21 protein-coding genes are annotated in these 22,053 nt (G+C 76.5%); 13 read left to right on the top strand and 8 right to left on the bottom strand.

Going from position 1 to position 22,053, the window contains the following annotated elements:
* From ACRYMY_RS01940 to ACRYMY_RS01925, 4 genes are all read right to left on the bottom strand, one after another.
* Positions 1 to 1,368: AAA family ATPase (locus tag ACRYMY_RS01940; RefSeq protein WP_432545578.1), on the bottom strand; the 1,368-nt coding region annotated here is incomplete at its 3' end.
* Complete coding sequence (locus ACRYMY_RS01935; RefSeq protein ID WP_432545577.1) at positions 1,365 to 2,531, bottom strand: metallophosphoesterase family protein; 1,167 nt, start codon at positions 2,529 to 2,531, stop codon at positions 1,365 to 1,367. The genes ACRYMY_RS01935 and ACRYMY_RS01940, both read right to left, overlap by 4 nt.
* An 80-nt stretch (positions 2,532 to 2,611) precedes the next feature.
* Positions 2,612 to 2,914: an acyl-CoA carboxylase subunit epsilon gene (locus ACRYMY_RS01930; RefSeq protein WP_432545576.1), complete on the bottom strand. Its 303-nt coding sequence runs from the start codon at positions 2,912 to 2,914 to the stop codon at positions 2,612 to 2,614.
* Between the two features lie 18 nt (positions 2,915 to 2,932).
* Positions 2,933 to 4,561, bottom strand: coding sequence for an acyl-CoA carboxylase subunit beta (locus ACRYMY_RS01925; RefSeq protein WP_432545586.1), 1,629 nt, complete (start codon positions 4,559 to 4,561; stop codon positions 2,933 to 2,935).
* Between the two features lie 243 nt (positions 4,562 to 4,804).
* Here ACRYMY_RS01925 and ACRYMY_RS01920 point away from each other — a divergent pair, with 243 nt between their 5' ends.
* From ACRYMY_RS01920 to ACRYMY_RS01890, 7 genes are all read left to right on the top strand, one after another.
* Positions 4,805 to 6,019: an NADP-dependent isocitrate dehydrogenase gene (locus ACRYMY_RS01920; RefSeq protein WP_432545575.1), complete on the top strand. Its 1,215-nt coding sequence runs from the start codon at positions 4,805 to 4,807 to the stop codon at positions 6,017 to 6,019.
* Between the two features lie 249 nt (positions 6,020 to 6,268).
* Positions 6,269 to 6,793 (top strand): hypothetical protein, encoded by a 525-nt coding sequence (locus ACRYMY_RS01915; RefSeq protein ID WP_432545574.1) that lies wholly within the window; start codon positions 6,269 to 6,271, stop codon positions 6,791 to 6,793.
* A 161-nt stretch (positions 6,794 to 6,954) separates the two neighbouring features.
* Positions 6,955 to 7,632: a response regulator gene (locus ACRYMY_RS01910; RefSeq protein WP_432545573.1), complete on the top strand. Its 678-nt coding sequence runs from the start codon at positions 6,955 to 6,957 to the stop codon at positions 7,630 to 7,632.
* Positions 7,629 to 9,083 carry a sensor histidine kinase gene (locus ACRYMY_RS01905; protein WP_432545572.1) on the top strand — a complete coding sequence of 485 codons (1,455 nt, stop codon included), beginning with the start codon at positions 7,629 to 7,631 and terminating at the stop codon, positions 9,081 to 9,083. Before ACRYMY_RS01910 ends, ACRYMY_RS01905 begins: the two co-directional genes overlap by 4 nt.
* Positions 9,080 to 9,754: a GerMN domain-containing protein gene (locus ACRYMY_RS01900; RefSeq protein WP_432545571.1), complete on the top strand. Its 675-nt coding sequence runs from the start codon at positions 9,080 to 9,082 to the stop codon at positions 9,752 to 9,754. The genes ACRYMY_RS01905 and ACRYMY_RS01900 overlap by 4 nt, the downstream gene beginning before the upstream one ends.
* 72 nt (positions 9,755 to 9,826) lie before the next feature.
* The gene (locus ACRYMY_RS01895) at positions 9,827 to 10,921 is read left to right on the top strand and encodes a CDP-glycerol glycerophosphotransferase family protein (protein ID WP_432545570.1); all 1,095 of its coding nucleotides are present in this window, start codon (positions 9,827 to 9,829) and stop codon (positions 10,919 to 10,921) included.
* Positions 10,918 to 11,661, top strand: a complete 744-nt coding sequence (locus tag ACRYMY_RS01890) for a phosphocholine cytidylyltransferase family protein (RefSeq protein WP_432545569.1) — start codon at positions 10,918 to 10,920, stop codon at positions 11,659 to 11,661. Before ACRYMY_RS01895 ends, ACRYMY_RS01890 begins: the two co-directional genes overlap by 4 nt.
* Positions 11,662 to 11,713: 52 nt before the next feature.
* On the opposite strand, the gene purU is transcribed toward ACRYMY_RS01890, so the two are convergent.
* Entirely contained in the window at positions 11,714 to 12,571 is an 858-nt protein-coding gene (purU, locus tag ACRYMY_RS01885; protein ID WP_432545568.1) for a formyltetrahydrofolate deformylase, read from the bottom strand.
* 24 nt (positions 12,572 to 12,595) lie between these two features.
* Between purU and ACRYMY_RS01880 the strand changes: the two genes are divergently transcribed.
* From ACRYMY_RS01880 to ACRYMY_RS01870, 3 genes are all read left to right on the top strand, one after another.
* A complete protein-coding gene (locus ACRYMY_RS01880; protein WP_432545567.1) occupies positions 12,596 to 13,723 on the top strand; it encodes an isochorismate synthase in 1,128 nt (375 codons plus the stop codon).
* Between the two features lie 142 nt (positions 13,724 to 13,865).
* The gene (gene glyA, locus ACRYMY_RS01875; RefSeq protein WP_432545566.1) at positions 13,866 to 15,167 is read left to right on the top strand and encodes a serine hydroxymethyltransferase; all 1,302 of its coding nucleotides are present in this window, start codon (positions 13,866 to 13,868) and stop codon (positions 15,165 to 15,167) included.
* On the top strand, positions 15,164 to 16,051 hold the full coding sequence (locus ACRYMY_RS01870) for a bifunctional methylenetetrahydrofolate dehydrogenase/methenyltetrahydrofolate cyclohydrolase (RefSeq protein WP_432545565.1): 888 nt from the start codon (positions 15,164 to 15,166) through the stop codon (positions 16,049 to 16,051). Before glyA ends, ACRYMY_RS01870 begins: the two co-directional genes overlap by 4 nt.
* 55 nt (positions 16,052 to 16,106) lie before the next feature.
* Here ACRYMY_RS01870 and ACRYMY_RS01865 read toward each other — a convergent pair whose 3' ends face one another.
* On the bottom strand, positions 16,107 to 16,844 hold the full coding sequence (locus tag ACRYMY_RS01865; RefSeq protein WP_432545564.1) for a hypothetical protein: 738 nt from the start codon (positions 16,842 to 16,844) through the stop codon (positions 16,107 to 16,109).
* A 149-nt stretch (positions 16,845 to 16,993) separates the two neighbouring features.
* Here ACRYMY_RS01865 and ACRYMY_RS01860 point away from each other — a divergent pair, with 149 nt between their 5' ends.
* From ACRYMY_RS01860 to ACRYMY_RS01850, 3 genes are read left to right on the top strand one after another with little or no spacing between them, the layout of a single operon-like run.
* Positions 16,994 to 18,181 (top strand): sensor histidine kinase, encoded by a 1,188-nt coding sequence (locus tag ACRYMY_RS01860; RefSeq protein WP_432545563.1) that lies wholly within the window; start codon positions 16,994 to 16,996, stop codon positions 18,179 to 18,181.
* 3 nt (positions 18,182 to 18,184) lie between these two features.
* Positions 18,185 to 18,844, top strand: coding sequence for a response regulator (locus tag ACRYMY_RS01855; RefSeq protein ID WP_432545562.1), 660 nt, complete (start codon positions 18,185 to 18,187; stop codon positions 18,842 to 18,844).
* Positions 18,845 to 18,870: 26 nt separating this feature from the next.
* Complete coding sequence (locus ACRYMY_RS01850; protein ID WP_432545561.1) at positions 18,871 to 19,695, top strand: exodeoxyribonuclease III; 825 nt, start codon at positions 18,871 to 18,873, stop codon at positions 19,693 to 19,695.
* On the opposite strand, the gene ACRYMY_RS01845 is transcribed toward ACRYMY_RS01850, so the two are convergent.
* Entirely contained in the window at positions 19,679 to 20,527 is an 849-nt protein-coding gene (locus ACRYMY_RS01845) for an endonuclease domain-containing protein (protein ID WP_432545560.1), read from the bottom strand. The genes ACRYMY_RS01850 and ACRYMY_RS01845 overlap by 17 nt on opposite strands.
* Before the next feature lie 156 nt (positions 20,528 to 20,683).
* Positions 20,684 to 22,009, bottom strand: coding sequence for a dihydrolipoyl dehydrogenase family protein (locus tag ACRYMY_RS01840; protein WP_432545559.1), 1,326 nt, complete (start codon positions 22,007 to 22,009; stop codon positions 20,684 to 20,686).
* Positions 22,010 to 22,053: the final 44 nt, after the last annotated feature.

Below are 22,053 nucleotides of genomic sequence, written 5' to 3'. Positions count from 1 at the left end.
CGCGGGCGCAGCCCACCCGCCGCCCCCCCCCCCGGCCCCCCCCCCGGGGGGCCGGCCGGCCCCCCCCCCCCCCCCCCCCCCCCCCCCCCCCCCCCCCACCCCCCCCGCCCCCCGGGCGGCCCCGCGCCCCGCCCCCCCCCCCCGCGCCACCCGGACCGCCTCGTCGGCCTCCTCGACGCGGCGCAGGAGGGCCTCGTCGACCACCAGGCCGCCCAGGGCCGCGCGCGCGGCCGCCACGTCGCGCTCGGCGGCGTCGTGCTCGGCCAGCCGGGCGGCCAGCCGCCGCAGGGTCTCCGCGTCCTCGGCCGCGCGGGCGGCCGCGCGGGCCCGCGACCAGGCCGCCCGGGCGGCGTCGGCGTCCTCGCCCGCCTCCGCGCGCGCGGCCTCCAGCCGGGACGTCAGCGCTGCGGCCTCGCCCTCGGCGGCGCGCAGCCGCACCAGCTCCTCCTCCTGGCGGGCCAGCTCACCGGCGCGGCGAGCGGCGTCCTCGGCCAGCTGCCGCCGGCGCTCCACGGCGGCGCGGGCCTCCTCGGCGGCCCGCGCGCGCTGCACGACGACCTCGTCGCCGGCGCGGACGCGGGCCCGCAGCTCCTCCAGCGCCCGCACCGCTGCGCGCTGGCCGTCCGCCTCGGCCGCGGTGCGGTCGCGGTGCTCGCGCAGCCGCCCGCGCTCGGCGACCAGGGCGGCGTGCCGCTCGACGTCGGCGGCGACCTCGGCCAGCGCCCGCGCGGCCGCGTCGCGCTCGGCGACGGCGCGCTCCAGCTCCTCACCGCACGCGCGGAAGCGGGCGGTGGGCCGCCCCGAGGCGGTGAGGAACTCCGCCCGGCGGGCGGCGACCCGCTCCAGCAGGTCCTCGGCGCCGTCCCCGCCGTCCCCGCCCGACGTGCCGCCCGCCGCGGCGTCCAGCGCGGCGGCCAGCGCGGTGCTGCCCGCCACCGACGTGTCCAGCGGGGCGCCCTGCAGCAGGCGCAGCGCCCGCCACAGGCCCTCGTCCAGGGTCTCGGCGAGGATCGCCAGGACGCGGGCGTGCGCCTCCTCGCCCGTCAGCTGCTCGCGGCGCGGGGCCGAGACCGTCAGCGCGGTCGCCGGCCGCGAGTGCCACTGCTTGCGGTACGTGAAGCGGTACGGGCCGCAGGACAGCTCCGCCTCGACCGAGGTGGGCGCGTCGCGGTGCACCGGCTTGACGGCCAGCACCGAGCTCTTGCGCGAGGAGTGCTTCTCCGTCAGCAGCATGTCCAGGGCCTCGACCACGGACGTCTTGCCGACCTCGTTGGCGCCCTCCAGGACCACCACGCCGGCCTCGGGCAGGTGCAGCTCGCGGTGCTCGACGCCGCGGAAGTCCTTCAGGAGCAGGCGGTGCACCTTCACGCGCGCGGCCCCCCGCCCGCCAGCCGGTGCAGCAGCGCCAGGGCGTCCCGGGCCACCACCGGGTCCGGCCCGCCCACCCCGCCGCTGCCGCCGTGGTCCGCCCGCCCGGCCAGCTCCGCCAGCTCGGCCACCGCGCCGTCCGCCCAGCCGCCCAGGCCGAGGTCGCTCAGCTCGGCGTCGGCGGGCAGCACCACCAGGTCGGTGTGCCGCTCCCACTCCTGCACGCCCGCGAACAGGTGCCGCTGGGCCTCCAGCAGGTCGTCCAGCTCCGCCTTCTGCGCCAGCGTCAGCGTCCCGGTCAGGCTGAGCGTGACGACCGTGCGGTCCTTCGCGGGCATCGCCGTCAGCCGCTCGCGCAGCGCGGCCAGCGACTCGTCGGAGTCCAGCTCGGCGCGCACCAGCGGGAACGCCCACGTGCCCACCCGCACCGGCTCCACCTTCGCCGGCGAGGAGCTGTCCAGCTCCACGACGAGCACGTTGCCGGGGTCCACCTCGCGCCGGTCGGTCACCTCCGGGCTGCCCGCGTACCAGACGGCGCCCGAGGGCCCGACCCGCGTCGTGGAGTGCCGGTCGCCCAGCGCCACGTAGTGCAGCCGGCCGTCGGCCAGCGCCTCCTCCAGCGGGGCCAGGGCGATGCGGGCGGGGTCGTCGCGGTCGGGGGACAGCGCGTCCACCGCCCCGTGCCCGGCCACCACGCGCAGGGTGCCGTCGGCCGGCAGCCCCGCCACGGCCTGCGCGACCAGGTCGCTCAGGGGGCGCTTGGACGTCCACGGGGCGGCGACCAGCTCCACGCCCGGGCGCACCTCGTGCGGGCCGGGGGTGTCCAGCACGTGCACACCCGGCGCCGAGCGCACCTCCGGCGAGCGCAGCACCGAGGAGGCGTCCAGCGGGTCGTGGTTGCCCGGCAGCAGGTAGACGGGCACCCCGCCGTCGGCGAGGGCCTCCAGCGCCCGCGCCACCACGCGCGGGCCGACGGCGTTGGACTCGAAGACGTCGCCGCAGACGAGGACGAACTCGGCGTCGCGCTCGCGGGCCAGCTGACCGGTGCGGCGCACCGCGTCGGTGCGGGCGGCGGTGTAGCGCGGTTGCGCGTCGGCGTCCAGGAAGTGCCGGGTCATGCCCAGCTGCCAGTCGGCGGTGTGGACGAACCGGAGCGGTGCCATGCCCCCGACGCTAGGTCAGGACGCCGACACCGCCGGCACCGGCGCGTCCCGACGTGCCGCGCGCGCCGCCCGGCCCCCGCTCAGGCGCTCGCGCGGGGCAGCGCGCTGGCCCGCCAGCCGCCCGGTCCCGGGCGCGGGGGCAGGCCGAGCACGTGCCGGCGGTCGGCCCAGCGCGAGCGCGGGGCCGGTGCCCCGGCCGCCGGCTCCGCCGCCGCCGCGGTGCTCAGCGTGCTGGTGAGCACGACGGTCAGCGCCGCCAGCTCCTCCGGCTCGGGGTGGCCGCGCTCGATCCGCAGCGACCCCAGCAGTTCCGCGGCCTCCAGCGCCACGCGCGTCCCCTCCTCGTCGTCCCGCGCCGGCCCGCCCGTCGCGGCGGTGCTCATCGCCGGTTCACCGCTGGCTCACAGCGGGATGTTCCCGTGCTTCTTGGCGGGCAGGACCGCCCGCTTCGTCGCCAGCGCCCGCAGCGCGCGCGTCACCTGCACGCGCGTCTCCGAGGGGGCGACGACCGCGTCGACGTACCCGCGCTCGGCGGCCACGTACGGGTTGGCCAGCTCCTCCTCGTACTCCTCCACGAGCCGGCGGCGGCGCTCCTCGACGTCCTCGCCGGCCTCGGCGGCCGCCTTCAGCGTCGCCCGGTGCAGGATGTTCACCGCGCCCTGCGCGCCCATCACGGCGATCTGCGCGGTGGGCCAGGCCAGGCACACGTCGGCGCCCATCTCCTTGCTGCCCATGACGATGTACGCGCCGCCGTACGCCTTGCGGGTGATGACGGTGACCAGCGGGACGGTGGCCTCGGCGTAGGCGTACAGCAGCTTCGCGCCGCGGCGGATGATCCCGTTCCACTCCTGGTCGGTGCCGGGCAGGAAGCCGGGCACGTCGACGAACGTCAGGACCGGGACGTTGAACGCGTCGCACAGGCGCACGAAGCGGGCGGCCTTCTCCGAGGCGTCGATGTCCAGGGTGCCGGCCAGCTGCTGCGGCTGGTTGGCCACGACGCCGACCGAGCGCCCCTCCACGCGGCCGAACCCGCACAGCACGTTGGGCGCGAACAGCTCGTGGACCTGCAGGAACTCGCCGTCGTCGAGGACGCCGGTGACGACCTGGAGCATGTCGTAGGGCTGGTTGGCGGCGTCGGGGACGATCGTGTCCAGCAGCAGGTCGTGCTCGTCGACCTCCAGGCCCGCCGGCTCCTCCGCCGGCACCACGGGCGCCTCGGACAGGTTGTTCGAGGGCAGGTAGGACAGCAGCTCGCGCACGTAGGCGATCGCCTCGTCCTCGTCGGGGGACAGGTGGTGCGCCACCCCCGAGCGCGTCGTGTGGGTGCGGGCCCCGCCCAGCTCCTCGAAGCCGACGTCCTCGCCGGTGACGGTGCGGATGACGTCCGGGCCGGTGACGAACATGTGCGAGGTCTCGTCGACCATCACCGTGACGTCGGTCAGGGCGGGGGAGTACACCGCGCCGCCCGCGCACGGGCCGACGATGAGGGAGACCTGCGGGACCACGCCGGAGGCGTGCACGTTGCGCCGGAAGATCCGCGCGTACTGCACCAGGGAGGCCACGCCCTCCTGGATCCGCGCGCCGCCGCCGTCGTTGATGCCGATCACGGGGCAGCCGGTCGTGGCGGCGAACTCCTGCAGCTTGGCGATCTTGGCGCCGTGCACCTCGCCCAGCGAGCCGCCGAAGGCCGTGAAGTCCTGCGCGTAGACCGCCACGGGCCGCCCGTCCACGGTGGCGTAGCCGGTGACGACGCCGTCGCCGTCGACGTGCTTGGCGGCCATCCCGAAGGCCGTGGCCGTGGAGCGGGCGAAGCCGTCCAGCTCCACGAAGGAGTCCTCGTCGACCAGCGCGGCGATGCGCTCGCGGGCGGTCTTCTTGCCGCGGGGGTGCTGGCGGGCCGCGGCGCGCTCGTCGGCGGCGGCCACGGCCTCGTGGGCGCGCCGGTGCAGCTCGGCCAGCCGGCCGGCCGTGCTGCGCGGGTCGGGCGCTCCCGGGGCCGCGCCGGGCGCGGGGTCGAGGGGGGACTCCACGGGCGCCTGGGGACTGCTCACGGGGCGGCAGCGTAACGGCCGGGCCCGCGCGCGGGCAGCCGTCGGCGCCCCGGGCGGCCGGTGCGGGGGGCCGTGCGGGTAGCTTGACGTCGAGGGAACGGCGCGCGCACCGCTTGACACCCCCTCCGCCCGCCGGGTGGAGTCCGGGGGTCGGCGCGCGCGCCGGCGAGGACGCGCAGCCATCGACCACCGACGGCGGTGGCACCCGGAGGAGGGGGAGCAGTGGCCAAGATCAAGGTGCAGGGACCGGTCGTCGAGCTCGACGGCGACGAGATGACCCGGATCATCTGGCAGTTCATCAAGGACCGCCTGGTGCACCCGTACCTGGACGTCGACCTGGAGTACTACGACCTCGGCGTCGAGAGCCGGGACGCGACCGACGACCAGATCACGATCGACGCCGCCAACGCGATCAAGAAGGCGGGCGTCGGCGTCAAGTGCGCCACCATCACCCCCGACGAGGCCCGCGTCGAGGAGTTCGGCCTGAAGAAGATGTGGCGGTCCCCGAACGGGACGATCCGCAACATCCTCGGCGGCGTCATCTTCCGCGAGCCCATCATCATCTCGAACATCCCGCGCCTGGTGCCGGGCTGGACCAAGCCGATCATCGTGGGCCGCCACGCCTTCGGCGACCAGTACCGCGCGACCGACTTCCGCTTCCCCGGCGAGGGCACGCTGACCGTCACCTTCACCCCGAAGGACGGCTCGGAGCCCATCGAGCACGAGGTGTTCCAGGCGCCCGGAGCCGGTGTCTCGCTGTCGATGTACAACCTCGACAGCTCCATCGTGGACTTCGCCCGCGCGTCGCTGAACTACGGCCTGGCCCGCGGGTACCCGGTGTACCTGTCCACGAAGAACACGATCCTCAAGGCCTACGACGGCCGTTTCAAGGACATCTTCGAGGAGGTGTTCCAGGCCGAGTTCAAGGAGAAGTTCGCCGAGGCGGGCATCACCTACGAGCACCGCCTCATCGACGACATGGTCGCCGCCTCCCTGAAGTGGGAGGGCGGCTACGTGTGGGCCTGCAAGAACTACGACGGCGACGTGCAGTCCGACACGGTCGCGCAGGGCTTCGGCTCGCTGGGCCTGATGACCTCCGTGCTGACCACCCCCGACGGGGGCGTCGTGGAGGCGGAGGCCGCGCACGGCACCGTGACGCGCCACTACCGCCAGCACCAGCAGGGCAAGCCCACCTCGACCAACCCGATCGCCTCGATCTACGCGTGGACGCGCGGGCTGGCCCACCGCGGCAAGCTCGACTCCACCCCCGAGGTCACCGGCTTCGCCGAGACCCTCGAGGACGTCGTCGTCAAGACCGTCGAGAGCGGCAAGATGACCAAGGACCTCGCCCTGCTGGTCGGCCCGGACCAGGCCTGGCAGACCACCGAGGAGTTCCTCGCGACGCTCGACGAGAACCTCGCCGCGCGCCTGCGCTGACCCGCGCCCCGGCCGCCGCGCCGGCACGCCGACGGCCCCCGTCCCGCCCGGGACGGGGGCCGTCGCGCGTCCGGGACCGGGTCCCGCGCCGCGACGGGCCGGTGGGCGCCGTCACGTCCGCGTCACACGGGGCGGGCCCGTGTGACGCTCTCGTGACATCCTCCGCGGACCCCCCGTTCCGGCGCGCACCCGGTGCCGTGACCGGCGCAGGCTGGCGCCAGTCCGAGACACCGATCAGAGGAGCGGGACATGCTGCGGGACAACGTCACCAACCCCTTCGCCCGGGCCGCCGCCGCGGGCGTGCTGGCCTTCTCGGTGGTCGGCCTGACCGGCTGCGGCGACACGGCCGGGCCCGAGGAGGGGGTGAGCGTCGAAGACGTCCAGGAGGGTGGGGACAGCACCGAGGAGCCCGGCGCCGAGGTCTACGACGACGTCTACGGCTCGGCGTTCTACGACGGGCTGAACGAGTACTACGGCGAGGAGGTCACCGTCTCCGCGGACGTCAACACGGTGGTCGACGACACCTCGTTCGTCATCGCCGGCACCGACGACACCAGCGTCGACCCGATGCTGGTCATCGGTGCCGACTCGACGAGCGAGCTGGAGCCCGGGCTCACCGTGCGGGTGACGGGCACCGTCTACGAGACCTTCGACCTCACGACGGTGGAGGAGGAGCTCGGGACGGACCTGGACGACGAGCTGTTCGGCGACTACGACGCCCAGCCGTACATCGACGCCACGAACGTCGACGAGACCGTCGCCTCCGACACCTGAGGCCCCGCCGCCGGTGCCCCGGGCGGCCCCGGCGCGGGGCCGCCCGGGCGGCCCCGGCGCGGCCGCGGGCGCGCGGGCGTCCCGCCCGCCGTCCGCGCGCACGCGCGGTCCACCGGCCGTGACGACGTGCGCTCGCGCACGGGCGAGGCCACCATCGGTCGGTGCCCAGGACCGTGCTCGTCGTCGAGGACGACCCCGCTGTGCGCCGCACCACGAGCATGCTGCTCGCGGCCGAGTCCTACGACGTCGAGGAGGTGGCCACCGGTGCCGACGCCGTCGCCCGGGCCGCCCGCGGCGGCCTGGACGTGGTGGTGCTGGACCTGATGCTCCCCGACCTGGACGGCTTCGAGGTGTGCCGGCGCATCCGGCGCACCAGCACGGTGCCGGTCATCATGGTGACCGCCCGCAGCGACAGCCACGACGTCGTCGCCGGGCTGGAGGCCGGCGCCGACGACTACGTCTCCAAGCCGTTCGTCCCCCAGGAGCTCAGCGCCCGCGTGCGGGCCTCCCTGCGGCGCGGCGGGCGCGCCGACCACGCCGACCCCGTGCGCGTGGGCGACCTGGAGGTCCGGCCGCAAGACGGCCTGGTGACCCGGGACGGCGACCCCGTGGACCTGACGCGGACGGAGCTGCGCCTGCTGTGCGAACTGGCGAGGGTGCCCGGCCGGGCGGTGACCCGCGAGGAGCTCCTGGAGAAGGTGTGGGGCTACGACTACTTCGGCGACCACCGGCTGGTGGACGTCCACATCCGCCGCCTGCGGCTGAAGGTGGAGGAGGACCCGGGGAACCCGCGCCACGTCCAGACGGTCCGCGGCACGGGGTACCGCGTGCAGCCGTGACGTCCCCCGCCGGGCCGCGCGGGCGCAGCCGCTGGTGGACCTCCCTGCGGGGCCGTTCCAGCCTGGCGTTCGCCGGCCTCGCCCTGGTGCTGACCCTCGCCGTCGCCGTCAGCGTGTGGGTCGTCGTGACGACCTACCTCACGGGGCACCGGGAGCGGGTCACCGTGACCCAGGCGCTGAACAACGCCGCCCAGCTGCAGCGCGGCCTGGGTGCGCAGGGCCTGACGCCGACCGAGCTGCTCGCGCAGCTGCCCCGGGAGACCGGCTCCGCGTCGCTGGCCCTCGTCGACGGCCAGTGGTCGACCACGTCCCTGTCCACCGGCAGCCGCGACGTGCCCGAGGGACTGCGCCGCCTCGTCGTCTCCGGCGCGAGCGGTCACCAGCGGGCCGAGGTCGGCGGTCGCACGCAGCTCGTCGTCGGGGTGCCGCTCGCGGCGCCCGGGACGGCCTACTTCGAGGTCTTCCCGCTGCAGGAGCTGGACGAGGCCCACCGCGCCCTCGGGATCGCGCTGTCGGTGGCCGTGCTGGTCGTCCCCCTGCTGGCCCTCGTCCTCGGGCGCTGGGTCACCGGGCCGGTCATGCGGCCCCTGGACCGGGTGGCCGCTGCGGCCGCGGCCGTCGCCGGGGGCGACCTGGACGCGCGCATCGACCCCGGCGGCGACCGCCACCTGGCACCCATCGCGGCGTCCTTCAACGCCACGGCGGCCCACCTCGCGCGCCGGGTGCGCGCGGACGCCCGCTTCGCCTCCGACGTGGCCCACGAGCTACGCACGCCGCTGACGACGGTCGGCAGCGCCGCCCACGTCCTCGGCTCCCACCGCGCCGCGCTCCCGCCGTCCGGCCGCGACGGGCTCGACCTGCTCGTCGCGGAGGTCGAGCGCCTCCAGCGGCTCGTGCAGGACCTGCTGGAGATCTCCCGGGCGGACTCCGGGACCGCCGACGTCGTCCTGGAACCGCTGGTGCTGGCGGACCTCGTGCGCCGCTCGGTGCCCGCGGCCCTGCTGCCGCTCGTCCACGTCGACGCCGGCGCCCGGGACGTCGTCGTCACCGCGGACCGCAGGCGGCTGCACCAGGTCCTGCGCGCCCTCGTCGACAACGCCGAGCGCCACGCGGGCGGGATCACCGCGATCACCGTGCGGACCGCGCCGGGGGCGGACGCGGGCGGCGCCGGGCGCGGCCTGGTCGTCGTCGACGACGCCGGGCCGGGGATCCCGCCGGAGGAGCGCGAGCGGGTCTTCGAGCGCTTCGCGCGCGGCCGCAGCGCGGTGCGCGGCGCCGGCGGGAGCGGCGGCCTGGGGCTGTCCCTGGTCGAGCGCCACCTGCACGCCTGCTGCGGGACGGTCACCGTCGAGGACGCGCCCGAGGGGGGAGCCCGGTTCGTCGTGGAGCTGCCCGTGCACGCCGACGACCCGCCCGCGACGGCGACCGCCGGTGGGGAGGGTCCGGCGTGACGCGCCGCCGGGCCGCTCGCCGGGGCGCCGGCGCCCGCACGGTCCTCGGGTGCGCCGCGGTGACCGCGGTGACCGCGCTGGCCGGCTGCGGGGTGCGGCCGCAGGCCGACCCCGTCGTCCTCGACGTCCCGACGGTCGACGGCGGCACCCGCCCGGCGCCCGGCGGGGAACGGCTGGTGCTCCCCGTCTACCTCGTCCGCGACGGCCGGCTGGTCGCGGTGGAGCGCGGGGTGCCGGCCGCCTCCGTGCAGGTCGCCCTCGACCAGCTGACCGCCGGCCCCACCCGGCAGGAGGTCGACGGCGGGGTGCGCACCGCGCTCACCCCCCAGCGGGTGGCGGTGGCGGTCACCGACCCGCCACCGCCCGAGGGCTCGGTCGTGCTCGCCGCCGACCGCAGCCTGGACAGCGTGCCGGGCGGCGACCAGCTCCTGGCCATCGGGCAGCTGGTGTGGACGGTCACGGCGATGCCGGGCGTCGACTCGGTGCACCTGGCCGTCGAGGGCAGCCTCGTGGAGGTGCCCACCGACGCCGGCCTGGACCGCGGGCCGGTGGACCGCTCGGACTACCGCAGCATCGCGCCGCTGCCCCCGTCCCCGGTGCCCCCCTCACCCGGCTCCGCGTCACCCGGTGGGCCGCCGACCGGCAGCGCGACGGTGCCCGGGCGCCCCTGAGCCGGGCATCATGGTCCGTCCCGTCGAGGGCCGCCGACCCGGAGCGGCCCCGGCGCGAGCGACAGGGAGACCGTGAAGATCGTCTACTACAGCTTCGGGGGCCGGTACGCCGACAACCCGCGAGCGATCCACCAGCGGCTGCTCGCCCGAGGCGCCGAGGGCGTCGAGCACGTCTGGCTGGCGGGCCCGGGCCGTACCTTCCCGCCCGGGACGGTGACCGCGGCCTGGGGGACGCCGGAGACGGTGGCCGCGCTGGAGAGCGCCGACCTCGTGGTCGCCGACAACCACCTGCCGGCCTTCCGCAAGAAGCCCGGCGCCACCTACCTGCAGACGTGGCACGGCACCCCGCTCAAGCGCATCCACCGCGACGCGGTCTTCACCCAGCCCGACGGCGAGGACGTCATGCGCCGCCTGGACGACGACGTCACCCGCTGGGACGTCCTGCTCGTGCCCAGCGACGCCGCGCACGGCCCGCTGACCGGTGCCTTCCGCTACACCGGCCACGCGCCGGTCACCGGCTACCCGCGCAACGACGCCCTCGTCGGCGAGCCCGCGGCCCGCCGCCGCGAGGAGGTGCGCGAGCGGCTGGGCATCCCCGCCGGGCGCACCGCCGTCCTGTACGCGCCCACCTGGCGCGACGACGAGCGCTTCGGCGACGGCCCCGACTTCCGCCTCGCGCTGGACCTGGACCGCTTCCACCAGCGCCTGGGCGACGACGCCGTCCTGCTGCTGCGCCTGCACTACCTCGTGGCCGGCGCCCTGGGCACGGTGGACGCGCCGGGCGTGCTGGACGTGTCGGCCCACCCCGACATCAACGACCTGTACCTGGCCGCCGACGTCCTCGTCAGCGACTACTCCTCCGCGCAGTTCGACTTCGCCGTCACCGGCAAGCCCGTCGTGTCCTACGTGTACGACATCGAGCGCTACCGGGACAGCCTGCGCGGCTTCTACTTCGACCCGTACGCGATCGCGCCCGGGCCGATGCTGACGACGACCGAGGAGGTCCTCGACGCCGTCGCCGACCTCGACGCCCTGCGCGCCGAGCACGCCGACCGCTACCGGGTCTTCCGGCAGCGGTTCTGCCACCGCGAGGACGGGCGCTCGGCCGACCGCGTGCTCGACCTCGTCCTGTCCCCGGCACCCGCCCCGATGGAGGTGCGCTCGTGAACGACGTCCCCACCACCCCCGCCGACGTCCAGGCCGTCGTCCTGGCCGCCGGCCTCGGCACCCGGCTCGGCCGGCCGCTGCCGAAGTCGCAGACCGTCCTGCGCGACGGGCGCACGATCATGCGCCAGCAGGTCGACAACCTGCGCGCCGTCCTGGGCCGCGTCCCCGTCACGGTCGTCGTCGGCTTCAAGGCGACGGTGATCATGGAGGCCCACCCGGACCTGCTGTTCGCCTACAACGAGCTGTTCGACTCCACGAACACCTCCAAGAGCCTGCTGCGGGCGCTGACGCTGTCCCAGCACGGCGGCGTGCTGTGGATGAACGGCGACGTCGTGTTCGACCCGCGGGTGCTGCAGGTGGTGCGCCCGCACCTGGAGCGCGACGAGACGTTCGTGTGCGTCAACACCGCCGCCGTCGGCGAGGAGGAGGTCAAGTACACCGTCGACGACGACGGGTACGTGCGGGAGCTGTCGAAGACCGTCGTCGGCGGGCTCGGCGAGGCCGTCGGCATCAACTACGTGTCCTCCACCGACAAGGCGCTGCTGCGCGAGGAGCTGCGCGCCTGCGCCGACACGGACTACTTCGAGCGCGGCATCGAGACGGCCATCGCCCGGGGGATGCGGGTGCTGCCCGTGGACGTGTCCGCCTACGACGTCGTCGAGGTGGACTTCGAGGAGGACCTGCAGCGCGCCGACCGCATCGACGCGGAGAACCTGCGGCTGGGCAGCTCCGCCCGCTGATCCCCCGCCGACCGGTCCACCCGCGGGCGGGCCGGTCGGCGCGGAGCGGGGGTCAGCGGAAGACGACGGTGCGGTGGCCGTCGAGCAGCACCCGCTGCTCGGCGTGCCAGCGCACCGCGCGCGCCAGCGTGCGCGCCTCCACGTCCTGCCCGACGCGGACCAGGTCGGCGGGGGAGTGGCGGTGGTCCACCCGCTCGACCTCCTGCTCGATGATCGGGCCCTCGTCCAGGTCGGCGGTCACGTAGTGCGCGGTCGCGCCGATGATCTTCACGCCGCGGTCGTGGGCCTGGTGGTACGGCTTGGCGCCCTTGAAGCTCGGCAGGAACGAGTGGTGGATGTTGATGGCCCGCCCCGCCAGCTGCCGGCACAGCCCGTCGGACAGGACCTGCATGTAGCGGGCCAGCACCACCAGCTCCACGTCCAGCTCGCCCACCAGCTCCAGCAGCCGCTCCTCGGCGCGCTCCTTGGAGGCCGCGTCGCCCGTCACCACCGGCACGTGGTGGAACGGCACGCCGTAGAAGTCCGCCAGCGGCGCCAGGTCGGTGTGGTTGGAGACCACGGCCGCCACGGCCAGCGGCAGGTCGCCCGAGCGCACCCGGAAGAGCAGGTCGTTCAGGCAGTGGCCCTGCTTGGAGCACATCACCAGGGTGCGCACCGGCTCGTCGGCCGGGCTCATCCGCCAGTCCAGGTCGAAGCGCGAGGCCACGACCTCCAGGTTCGCCCGCAGCGCCTCGTCGCTCGCGCCCGCGTCGAAGGCCACCCGCATCGAGAACAGCCCGCTGTCGGGGTCCCCGAACTGCTGGCTCTCGGTGATGTTCGCGTCGAGGGCGACCAGCGCCCCCGTCACGGCGTGGACGATGCCGGGGCGGTCGGGGCAGGACAGGGTCAGGACCCTCGGGCGCGTGCTCACGCCGTGAAGCCTAGGCTTCGGTCCGTGCCCGAACGACCGACGGCCCCCGGCCCCGACGGCGCCGGGCCGCCGTCCGTCTTCGCCGGCGCCAAGGAGGTCCTGCGCCAGAGCGGCCCCCGGCCGCTGGTGCCCGGTGGCAGCGGCCTGGCGCAGCTCAAGGCCGTCGTGGGCACCCTGGAGCGCGACGAGGACCCCGACACGATCGTCCTGGGCGCCGTCCCCTTCGACCTGTCGCAGCCCGGCGCGCTGCGGGTGGGCCCGGCCGAGCGCAGCCAGGGCCCGCTGCGCGGGGCGCCCGGGCGCCGGCCCACCGTGGCCTCCAGCCGGCCCGTGCCGCCGCCGCAGGTGTACGCCGAGGAGGTGCGCGTCGCGCTGGAGCGCATCGGCGCCGGGGAGGCGGAGAAGGTCGTCCTGGCCCGCTCCCTGGAGCTGACCGGCCTGGAGGAGTGGTCGGTGCCCGACCTCGCCGCCCGCCTGGCCGGGCGCAACCCCGCCGCCACCGCGCTGGCCGTGCCGGTGGACGACCCCGCCCGCCCCGACGCCCGCTGGCTGGTCGGCGCCAGCCCCGAGCTGCTGCTGCGCCGGCGCGGGCCCAGCGTGCTGCTGCGCCCGCTGGCCGGGTCCATCCCCCGCTCGCCGGAGCCGACGGAGGACCTGCGCCGCGCCGAGGCGCTCATGGGCAGCGAGAAGGACCGCCGCGAGCACGCCTACGTCGTCGAGGCCGTCGTCGAGGGCCTCAAGCCGTTCTGCCGCACCGTCAGCGCCCCCGAGCCGGAGCTGCTGGCCACCCCCGCCGTCTGGCACCTGGCCACCCGGGTCACCGCGCTGCTCACCGACCGCAGCACCACCGCGGTGGACCTCGTGGCCGCCCTGCACCCCACCCCCGCCGTCGGCGGCACCCCGCGCGCCGGCGCCCTCGCGGTCATCCGCGACGTGGAGCAGCTCGAGCGCGGCCTGTACGCCGGGGCGGTGGGCTGGCAGGACGGCGACGGCGACGGCGAGTGGGTCGTCGCGGTGCGCTGCGCGGAGGTGCGCGGGCGCTCCCTGCGCATCTTCGGCGGCGCCGGCATCGTCGCCGGGTCCGTGCCCAGCGCCGAGGTGGAGGAGACGGCCGCCAAGATGCGGACCGTCCTGGACGCGGCCGTCGGCTAGCCTGGACCGGCCGCGACTGGCGCGGGTGGGGAACCACCGGGGAGCGGCAACGGGTGCGCACCGGCCGGGTGCGCGGCCCGCCGTGCACGGGGTCGTCCGCCTGGGCCTCGCGTCGTCCCCCGCCGCCTCCCGAGGAGCGAACGTGACCGACGTCCTGCCCCAGACCACCGCCCCCGGCGTCACCGACCGGCCGCTGGCCGAGGTCGACCCCGAGATCGCCGCCGTCCTGGACGCCGAGCTCGGCCGCCAGCGCGACACCCTCGAGATGATCGCCAGCGAGAACTTCGCCCCGCGCGCCGTCCTCGAGGCGCAGGGCTCGGTGCTGACGAACAAGTACGCCGAGGGCTACCCGGGCAAGCGGTACTACGGCGGCTGCGAGCACGTCGACGTCGCCGAGGAGCTGGCCCGCACGCGTGCCAAGGAGCTGTTCGGCGCCGAGCACGCCAACGTGCAGCCGCACTCGGGCGCCACCGCCAACGCGGCCGCCATGCACGCCCTCATCCGCGGCGGCGACGGCATCCTGGGCCTGGAGCTGGCCCACGGCGGCCACCTCACCCACGGCATGAAGATCAACTTCTCGGGCCGGATGTACGACGTGTCCGCCTACGGCGTGGACCCGAAGACCTTCCGCGTCGACATGGACGTCGTGCGCGCCACCGCGCTGTCCGCTCGCCCCAAGCTGATCATCGCCGGCTGGTCGGCGTACCCCCGCCAGCTGGACTTCGCGGCCTTCCGCGAGATCGCCGACGAGGTCGGCGCGTACCTCATGGTCGACATGGCGCACTTCGCCGGCCTGGTCGCCGCCGGCCTGCACCCCAACCCCGTCCCGCACGCGCACGTGGTCACCTCCACCGTGCACAAGACGCTGGCCGGCCCCCGCTCCGGCGTCATCCTCACCACCGCCGAGCACGCGAAGAAGATCGACTCCGCGGTCTTCCCCGGCCAGCAGGGCGGCCCGCTCATGCACGCCGTGGCCGCCAAGGCCGTCGCCTTCAAGGTCGCCGCGGGCGAGGAGTTCCGCGAGCGCCAGGAGCGCACCCTGGAGGGCGCGCGCATCATCGCCGAGCGCCTGACCGCCGCCGACGCCCGCGAAGCCGGCGTGTCCGTGCTCACCGGCGGCACCGACGTGCACCTGGTCCTGGTGGACCTGCGCGAGTCGCAGCTGGACGGCCAGCAGGCCGAGGACCGCCTCCACGAGGTCGGCATCACCGTCAACCGCAACGCGGTGCCCTTCGACCCGCGCCCGCCGATGGTCACCTCCGGCCTGCGCATCGGCACCCCCGCGCTGGCCACCCGCGGCTTCGGCGCCGAGGAGTTCACCGAGGTCGCCGACGTCATCGCCCAGGCCCTCCAGCCCGGCTTCGACGCCGAGGCGCTGCGCGCGCGGGTGGCGGCGCTGACCGCCCGCTTCCCGCTGTACCCCTCCGCGCAGGCGCACGCGTGAGCGCCATCGTCCTCGACGGCAAGGCCGCCGCGGCGGCCGTCAAGGCCGACCTCGCCCAGCGCGTGGCCGCGCTGCGCGAGCGCGGCGTCGTGCCCGGGCTGGGCACCGTGCTGGTCGGCGACGACCCCGGCTCGGCGTCCTACGTGCGCGGCAAGCACCGCGACTGCGCCGAGGTGGGCATCGCCTCGATCCAGGTGGAGCTGCCCGCCACCGCCACCCAGGGCGAGGTCGAGGCGGAGGTCGCGCAGCTGAACGCGAACCCGGACTGCACCGGGTTCATCGTCCAGCTGCCGCTGCCGCGCGGGATCGACGCCAACCGGGTCCTGGAGCTCGTGGACCCGGCCAAGGACGCCGACGGCCTGCACCCGACCAACCTGGGCCGGCTCGTGCTGCGGGTGGGGGAGGAGATCACCTCCCCGCTGCCGTGCACGCCGCGCGGGGTCATCGACCTGCTGCAGCGCCACGACGTGCCGCTGAAGGGTGCCGAGGTCGTCGTGGTCGGCCGCGGCGTCACCGTCGGGCGGCCCATCGGGCTGCTGCTGACCCGCCGCGGCATCGACGCCACCGTCACCCTGTGCCACACGGGCACGAAGGACCTGGCCGCCCACCTGCGCCGCGCCGACGTGGTCGTCGCGGCCGCGGGCGTGCCCGGGCTGGTGACGGCCGACGCCGTCAAGCCCGGCGCCGCCGTCCTCGACGTGGGCGTCTCGCGCGTGCCGGACCCGGCCACGGGGAGGTCGAAGCTCACCGGCGACGTCGCGCTGGACGTGGCCGAGGTCGCCGGGTACCTGGCCCCGAACCCCGGCGGGGTCGGGCCGATGACCCGCGCGCTGCTGCTGACGAACGTCGTCGAGAGCGCCGAGCGGGCCGCCGGCCTGCGCTGAGCCCGCCGCCCGGCGGCCCCGACGACGGCGTCGGGTCCGCCGGTCCGCCGGTGCGTCAGCGCGGCGCGGCGGTCCTCGCGCCGCCGCGCTCCGCGACGGCCGCCCGCGGACGGCGGCGCGCGCCGCGCAGGACGCCCGCCCCGTGCACGCCCCAGGCCACGAACAGCGGCAGCATCCCGAAGCTGTTGTGCCCGAGGACGGTGCTGAGCGCCAGGGCCAGCGGCAGGGCCGACGCCAGCCACCACGCCGCGGCGCGCGGCGCCCACCGCGAACGGAGCAGCGACACCCCCAGGACCGTCGACCCGGTCAGCACCAGGAGCTGCCCCGGCAGCATCAGCGCCAGGTAGGCGACGTCCACCACCGGCCCCCCGGCGGGGTCCGCGCTCAGCGCCGCGCCGGCCAGCGCGACACCGGCCAGGGACAGGCCCGCGCCGACGACCACGACCACCCACGACCCGCGCTCGACGCGGGTCGCCGGCCGTCGCGCGCGCCGGGCGCTCACCGCGGACACCAGCACGGCGGGGAACAGCACCGCCGCCGCCACCAGCCACGTCGCGTACACGCGCGCGGGGCTGCCGAAGCCCAGCAGCGGCTCCAGCAGCCGGTCCGCCGGCTCCGCCCACCACGTCACCGGGGGTGCCAGCGCCGGCGCCCCGTCCGGTGTCCGGAACCACGACAGCGCCAGCAGCGGCACGACGACGCACGCCCCCACCGCGGCGACCACCGCCCACCGGGCGACGGCGCGCTCCCACCTCGTTCCTCCCGCAGGGTCCTCGACCACCACGCCGACCACCGCGCCACCTCCTCCTCCGCGGGCCGCACCGACCGCGGCCCAGTCGCAGGGTCCGCCGGTGCGGCGGCCGGCGTCGTCGACCCGTGGCGGTCGGCGGGTACCGCAGCGGGTTGATGCGGCCGGTACCGGGACGGGGTTAACGTCCCGGGATGGACCCCGGTCCGCGGCACGCGCTGCGCGACCTGCCCCGCGGCGACGCCGCCCTGCCCGCCGCGCTCGGGATCGTCGCGAGCCTCGAGCACGTCCTCGGCGGCTACGGGCCGCTGTGGGCCTCCCTCGGTTCCGTCTGGTGCGCGTGCCTGGTCCTCGCGGCGCGCCGCATCGCCGGGGAGCTGACCTCGCCCGCCGTCGCAGTCCTGTACCTGGCCCCGGCGGCCGTCGGTGTGCCGGTGCAGGAGCCGGCCTCGTTCGTCCTGCTGCTGTCGCTGGCGGCCTGGAGCGCCGGCCGCCACCCGCGGCGGGAGGCGCTGTGGCCCGGTGCCGCGGCGGTCTCGGCGGCCCTCGCCGTGACCCTGCTGGGGCTGGCGGCCATCGACGGGTTCGACCGCGGCTTCGACCCCAGCGCCATGTTCGGGGCGGTCTTCACCTACCCGCCGTGGCTGCTCGGCGTCCTGCTGCGGCGCGAGCTGCGCCGCAGCGCCGACCTGGCGGTCGAGGCCGAGCGCGCCCGTGCCCGGCACGAGCGGGAGCTGCTCGAGGTCGCCGCGGTCGAGAGGCGCCGCCTCGCCCTCGAGGTGCACGACGTCGTCTCCCGCTCGCTCGCCATCGTCCTCGTGCAGGCCTCGGTCGCCGAGGACGCCGTCGACCGGGACCCGCAGGGGTGCCGACGGAGCCTGCGGCACGTGCAGGACTGCGCCCGCACGGCCGTCGGGGAGACCGGGCGGCTGCTGCGGCTGCTGCGCGACGAGACCGGCGAGCTCGGTGCTGTCCCGCGCGCCGACCTCGAGGCGCTGGAGGACCTCGTGCGGGAGGTCGAGGGCACCGGGGTGCCCGTCGACCTGGTCGTCGCCCCGGAGGACCTGCGGCGGGTGGCGCCCGAGGTGCGGGCAGGAGCCTGCGCGGTGGCCGCCGAGGGCCTGACCAACGTCGTGAAGCACGCCCCCGGAGCGGGCGCTGCCGTGACCCTGGCCGTCCACGGCGACGACCTCGCGGTGACCGTCACCAACGGGCCCCCGACCCGCCCACCGCGGGGGGTGGGTCCCGGCGGTCACGGGCTGCCGGGGCTGGCCGAGCGGGTGGCCGCCCTGGGCGGGGTGCTGCAGCACGGCCCGACCGCTGCCGGCGGTCACCGCCTGAGCGCGCACCTGCCGGTCCGCGGCGCCGGGGGAGGTGGCTGAACGGTGGTCTCCGTCGTGCTCGCCGACGACCAGGAACTCGTCCGCACCGGCCTGCGGGCCCTGCTGGAGGTCCGGGGCGTCGACGTGGTCGCCGAGGCGGCCGACGGCGTCGAGGCGCTCGAGGCGGTCGCCGCGACGGACCCGGACGTCGTCCTGCTCGACCTGCGGATGCCGCGCCTGGACGGCATCCGGGCCACCCGCCGGCTCGTCGAGCGCGGGGCGCGCGCGCGTGTGCTCGTCCTCACCACCTACGACCTCGACGAGTACGTGTACGCCGCCCTGCGGGCGGGTGCCGCCGGCTTCCTCCTCAAGACCTGCCCCGCCGACCGCCTCGCGGACGGTGTGCGCGTCGTGGCCGCGGGCGAGGCGCTGCTGGCGCCGGTCCTGACCCGCCGTCTCATCGAGGCGCACGTGCAGCGTCCGCCGCCGACACCCGACCCTCCCGCGCTCCGGGTGCTGACGGCGCGTGAGCGCGAGGTCCTGACGCTCGTGGCCCACGGCCTCACCAACGGTGAGATCGCGTCGGCGCTGTCGCTGAGCGAGGCCACCGTCAAGACGCACGTGAACCGGGTGCTCGCCAAGACCGGTGTCCGCCACCGCGCCCACGCCGTCGTGCTGGCCTACGAGACGGGCCTCGTCGTGCCCGGGGCGCGCGGTGGGTGACGGCCCGCCGGGTAGCGTGCCCGCCCGTGCCTGCGCAGAGGGAGTCCACGGTCGTCGCGACGGTCAACGTCAACGGGGTGCGCGCGGCGGTCCGCCGCGGCATGCACCCGTGGCTGGCCGAGCGCTCCCCGGACGTCCTGCTGCTGCAGGAGGTCCGCGCCCCCGACGACGTGCTGCGCGGGGCGCTGCCCGGCTACCCGCACGTCGCGCACACCGAGGCCGCCGCCAAGGGCCGCGCCGGGGTGGCCGTCGCCTCCCGCCACGAGCTGACCGCCGTGCGCGTCGGGTTCGGCGGCGACGAGGAGTTCACCACCAGCGGCCGGTGGGTGGAGGCCGACCTGGACGCGGCGTGCGGACCGCTGACCGTCGTCAGCGCCTACGTGCACTCCGGCGAGGTCGGCAGCCCCCAGCAGGACGAGAAGCACCGGTTCCTCGACCTCATGGACGCCCGCCTGGCCGAGCTGGCCGAGCAGGCGCGCACCACCGGCCGCGAGGCCCTCGTCGCCGGGGACCTCAACGTCGGCCACACCGAGCGCGACATCAAGAACCACAAGGGCAACCGCGGCAAGGCCGGGTTCCTGGAGGACGAGCGCGCCCACTTCGACCACTGGTTCGACGAGCTGGGCTGGGTGGACGTGCAGCGCCGCGCCGCCGGCGACGTCGACGGCCCCTACGCCTGGTGGAGCTGGCGCGGGCAGGCCTTCGACCGCGACACCGGCTGGCGCATCGACTACCAGCTCGCCACCCCGGGCTTGGCCGCGCGCGCCGGCGACGTCGCCACCGACCGCGCCCCCAGCTACGCCGAGCGCTGGTCCGACCACGCCCCCGTCGTGGTCACCTACCGCGCCTGAGGACCCGCCCGGCGCCGGGGCCGGCGGCGTGCGTGTCGCGCACGACGCCCAGCCACCACGACCGCTGGTGCACGACCTGCTGCCAGTCGAAGCGCAGGACCACGTGGCCCAGCCGGGTCAGCTCCGCGTCGCGGCGCAGGTCCTCGCGCCGCTGCCTCGGCGAGGAGTGGAAGGCGAACCCGTCGACCTCCACGACCAGCCAGCCGTCGACGACGAGGTCGACGCGCCCGGCGGGCTCCAAGACCCGCTGCGTGCGCAGCGCGTACCCCTCGTCGAGGAGGTCGACGCGCGCGACGGTCTCCAGCGCCGACCCGCTGGCCGGGTCCACCATCCGCAGCAGGGCGCGGCGCGGGTCACGCCGGTTGAGCCGCGAGGCCGCGGCCAGCAGGTCGCCGACGTCCAGCAGGCCCCGCCGCAGCGCGCTGTCGACCGGGACGAGCGCCGTGCGCCGGGGCAGGCACCGCAGGCAGTCCAGGCAGGTCGTCAGCACGTCGGTGCACCCGTCCAGGTCGGTGACGTCGCGGCGGTGCACGACGACACCGGCGCGGGTGGCGCGCGTGCGCGGCCGGGCCGTCACGTGCGGCGCACCGGGTGGCTCGACGAGGTCCAGCCCCAGGGCCGCCGCAGCTGAGTGGCAGGAGCGGACCCCGCCGACGGCCGCGGCGGCGAGGACGTCGGCCGGGCAGCCGGGCAGCGCGTACAACCCCGGCGAGGGCCGGACCACCTCACCGCCGCGCACGGCCGCCGCGAGCTCGCGCCGAGCGACGAGCCGTTCCAGGCGGGCGAACCGGGCGGCCCCGCCGCACTCCGTCAGGGCCGTCAGCGCGTCCACGGGCGCCGAGGGTGCCCGCCGGGCGGTGCGTGACGCTGCGTCGCTGTGGACGAGCGGGCGGGGTGTGCGGGATCGCGACCGTCATCGGCCGACACGCCGTCTTCGAGCTTCTCCGCAGCGGCGTGTCGGCCGATGACGGTCGCGATCCCGTACACCTCAGCGCGACAGCTGCTCGTGCAGGGAGCACACGGCCGGGTAGATCGCCTCCGACCAGGTCGGGAACGCGCGCACGTGCCGGGTCAGCAGTTCCACGTCGAGGCGGGCGCGCACGGCCAGCGCCAGCTCCGCGCCCCAGGAGTCGGCGTCCGGGCCGACGCAGGAGGCGCCCACGAGGACGCCGGTGGCGGCGTCGGCGAACACGACGACGTGCCCGGTGACCTCGGCGGGGCGGCTGAGGCGCACCAGGCGCGCCCGCGCGACGTCCCCGACGGCGAAGGACGCGGACACGGTGCCCTCGCCGCCGGACACGTCGCCGACGCTGAAGACGGTCGGGTCGGTGTAGACGGCCCGCGGTACGGCCGTGTGGTCGGCGTCGTAGCCGCGGCCCAGCAGCTCGGCGGCGACGACGCGCGCCTGGTGGTTGGCGGCGTGCGTGTACGTGGCGATGCCGTTGACGTCGCCGACGGCGTACAGGCCCGGCGCCGCCCGGCAGCGGGCGTCGACGAGCACCCGCCCGTCGTCCCCGAGGCGCCCGCCGGCCGCCTCGACGCCCAGGCCGCGGGTGGCGGGGGCGCGGCCGGTGGCCAGCAGCAGCCGGTCGAAGCCCACGGTCGAGCCGTCGGACAGCTCGGCGAGGCCGCCGTCGCCGTCCGGGCGCACCCGCCGCAGCGTCACGCCGGTGCGCACGTCGACGCCGTCGGCGCGCAGCGCGGCGGCCAGGCACTCGCCGACCGCGCGCGGCTCGCGGGCCAGCAGGGTGGAGCTGCGCTGCACCAGCGTCACCCGCGAGCCGAGCCCCTGGTAGGCCTGCGCCGACTCGCACGCGACGGCGCCGCCACCGAGGACGAGCAGCCGGGCGGGCAGCTCGTCCGCGGCGAGCACCTGCTCCGACGTCCACGTCGGCACCTCGTCCAGGCCCTCGACGTCCGGGCGCACGGGGGTGCTGCCGGTGCCGACGACGACGGCGGGGGCGGTGAAGGTGTCGGCGCCGACGACGACCCGTCCGGGCCCGCTCAGGCGGGCGCGCCCGCGCACGACGCGGATCCCCTCGCCGGTCAGCTCGGCGGCCGCCGCGGTGTCGTCGCGGTGGGAGGCGGCCTCGTCCCGCACGGCGACGGCCGCGGTCCAGGGCAGGTGGGCGCGCGCGGACAGCAGCAGCGACTTGGCGGGTACGCACGCCACGTACGGGCAGTACCCGCCGACCAGGCCGTCCTCGACGGCCACGACGGAGCGCCCGGCGCGCGCCAGTTCCAGGGCGGCGATCTTCCCGCCGGAGCCGGTCCCGATCACCACGACGTCGCTCTCCACGTCCGCGAGCTTCACCGAAACTCCGACGACCCGCCCCCCGAAGGACCGACCCCGCCGGC

Source organism: Kineococcus haloalkalitolerans, assembly GCF_050871905.1.
Lineage (GTDB): Bacteria > Actinomycetota > Actinomycetes > Actinomycetales > Kineococcaceae > Kineococcus.
Note: the sequence above shows the minus strand (reverse complement) of the source record. Positions and strands in the feature narration are given on the sequence as shown.